General features: G+C 67.7%; 3 protein-coding genes. All 3 read right to left on the bottom strand.

What is annotated here, in order from left to right:
• Positions 1-1,592: aminomethyl-transferring glycine dehydrogenase subunit GcvPA (gene gcvPA, locus JHD07_RS29660; protein WP_291628602.1), on the bottom strand; the 1,592-nt coding region annotated here is incomplete at its 3' end.
• Positions 1,593-1,809: 217 nt separating this feature from the next.
• Positions 1,810-2,178 carry a glycine cleavage system protein GcvH gene (gene gcvH / locus JHD07_RS29655; RefSeq protein ID WP_291628600.1) on the bottom strand — a complete coding sequence of 123 codons (369 nt, stop codon included), beginning with the start codon at positions 2,176-2,178 and terminating at the stop codon, positions 1,810-1,812.
• Positions 2,179-2,189: 11 nt separating this feature from the next.
• On the bottom strand, positions 2,190-2,441 hold a 252-nt coding region (locus tag JHD07_RS29650; protein ID WP_291628599.1), incomplete at its 5' end, for a glycine cleavage T C-terminal barrel domain-containing protein.

Below are 2,441 nucleotides of genomic sequence, written 5' to 3'. Positions count from 1 at the left end.
ACGAACGGATGCAGCGAGCCGAATTCCGGCCAGGTCAGCGGCATCATCTCGGTGGTCGCGTTCAGCTTCATGGTGCAGGATCCCAGCGGGATCATGGCGCGGTCGAGCGCAAGGTCGCGGTCGCTGAGCTTGCGCATGTAGCGCAGCATCTCGGTCTCCGAGCGGTGTGCGTGGAACACCGGATGGGTCAGGAACGCGGTGCTGCGCTTCAAATCGTCCGGCAACGCCTCGCGCGTTTCGGCGTCGATCTCGGCATAAGCGAGGCTGCCGCCGAAGGCGCGCCAGACGGCTTCGACCGTTGCCGGCGTCGTGGTCTCGTCGAGCGCGATGCGAAGCGCGGTATCGCTGATTCCGAGATTGATCTTCTCGGCCAAAGCGCGCGCGACGATCTCGGCGCGCTTGCCGCCGGCATCGACGCTGAGCGTGTCGAAGAAGCTGTCTGATTGCGGCGCGAAGCCGAGCTTGCGCAGGCCGCTGGCGAGCACGGCGGTGCGGCGATGCACGTTGCGGGCGATCTGGGTGAGGCCCTCGGGACCGTGATAGACCGCATACATCGAGGCGATCACGGCGAGCAGCACCTGCGCGGTGCAGATGTTGGAGGTCGCCTTCTCGCGGCGGATGTGCTGCTCGCGGGTCTGCAGCGCGAGGCGATAGGCCGGCGCCCCGCGGGAATCGACGGAGAGGCCGACGATGCGGCCCGGCAGCGAACGCTTCAGCGCATCGCGCACCGCCATATAGGCCGCATGCGGCCCGCCATAGCCCATCGGCACGCCGAAGCGCTGGGCCGAGCCGATTGCGATGTCGGCGCCGAGTTCGCCGGGCGATGCCAGCAGCGTCAGCGCCAGCAGATCGGCGGCGAGAATCGCGAGCGCGCCCTTGGCCTTCAGCGCGGCGATGGCGGGCCTGAGGTCGCGCAGCGCGCCGGAAGAACCCGGATATTGCAGCAGCGCGCCGAGCACGTCGGCCTTGTCGAGATCGGTGAGGGGATCGCCGACGACCAGGGTCCAGCCGAGCGGCTCGGCGCGGGTGCGCATCACCGCGAGCGTCTGCGGATGCACGTCCTTGTCGACGAAGAAGGCCTTTGCCTTCACCTGGGAGTGGCGCTCGGCCAGCGCCATGGCTTCGGCGGCGGCGGTGGCTTCATCGAGCAGCGAGGCATTGGCGACGTCGAGCCCGGTGAGGTCGCAGATCATGGTCTGGAAGTTGAGCAGCGCCTCGAGCCGGCCCTGGCTGATCTCGGGCTGATAGGGCGTGTAGGCGGTGTACCAGGCCGGGTTCTCCAGGATGTTGCGCTGGATCACCGCGGGCAGGATCGTGCCGGAATAGCCTTGGCCGATCAGCGAGGTGAACACCTGGTTCTGACGCGCAAGCTCGCTCATGTGCGCGATCGCCTCGGTTTCGCTGAGCGGCTTGCCGAGGTCGAGCGGGGCCGCCTGCCGGATCGAAGCCGGCAGCGTCTCCGCCATGAGCGCGTCCACGCTTCTAGCGCCGACGGTCTCGAGCATCGCGGTGACATCGCGCGCGGAGGGGCCGATGTGGCGGCGGACGAAGGAGGCGGCGGTGTCGCCGTTGGTCTTGCGGTGCGCGGTCATCATTGGGTCCTCGCTAGAAATGTCTCTCGCCGTCATCGTCCGGGAAGGGAGCGCGATGGCGCGGTTGTTCGCCTTACCACTCCGTTGTCATGCCCCGCGGAGGCGGGGCATCCAGTAAACGCAGGCGTCACGGCTAGGGCCGAAAAGCTGCGGCGTACTGGATGCTCCGCCTGCGCGGACGATGACACCGAGAACGGGGAAACAGCTCGCGTCATCTTCACGCCGTATGTGCCTTGTACGCAGCCTCATCCATCAGGCCGCCGAGCTCGCTTTTGTCGGCGATCTTGATCTTGAAGAACCAGGCCTTGCCTTGCGCGTCCGAGTTCACCAGCGCCGGCTCGGCCACGAGCTCGGCATTGGTCTCGAGCACTTCGCCGGTCACGGGCGCGTAGACGTCGGAGGCCGCCTTGACGGATTCGACGACGGCGGCGGCTTCGGCCTTCTTCAAGCTCCGGCCGACCTTGGGCAGGTCGACGAACACGACGTCGCCGAGCTGCTGCTGCGCGTAGTCGGTGATGCCGACGGTGGCGACATCGCCGTCGATCGCCAGCCATTCGTGATCAGAGGTGTACAGCGTCGTGGTCATCGTGGGGGTCCTCAGCGTTTGTAGGTGTTTTTCACGAAGGGCATGGCGGCGACCGCGACCGGCAATCGTTGGCCGCGCACCTCGGCGAACAGTTTGGTGCCGAGCGCGCTCGATGCGGTGGGCACGTAGCCCATCGCGACCGGCGCGTTCAGGCTGGGGCCGAAGCCGCCCGATGTGACCTGTCCGATCGGCTCGCCGCCGGTCTCGTTCGCAAACAGCGGTGCGCCTTCGCGCACCGGCGCGCGGCCCTCGGCGCGCAGGCC

Origin of the sequence: Bradyrhizobium sp. (assembly GCF_016462955.1) — a bacterium.
In the GTDB taxonomy this organism is placed as follows: Bacteria; Pseudomonadota; Alphaproteobacteria; order Rhizobiales; family Xanthobacteraceae; genus Bradyrhizobium.
Note: the sequence above shows the minus strand (reverse complement) of the source record. Positions and strands in the feature narration are given on the sequence as shown.

Bases quoted from the DNA above. Each gene is read 5' to 3' on its own strand.
- gcvH (WP_291628600.1), bottom strand. From the start codon at position 2,178: ATGACCACGACGCTGTACACCTCTGATCACGAATGGCTGGCGATCGAC.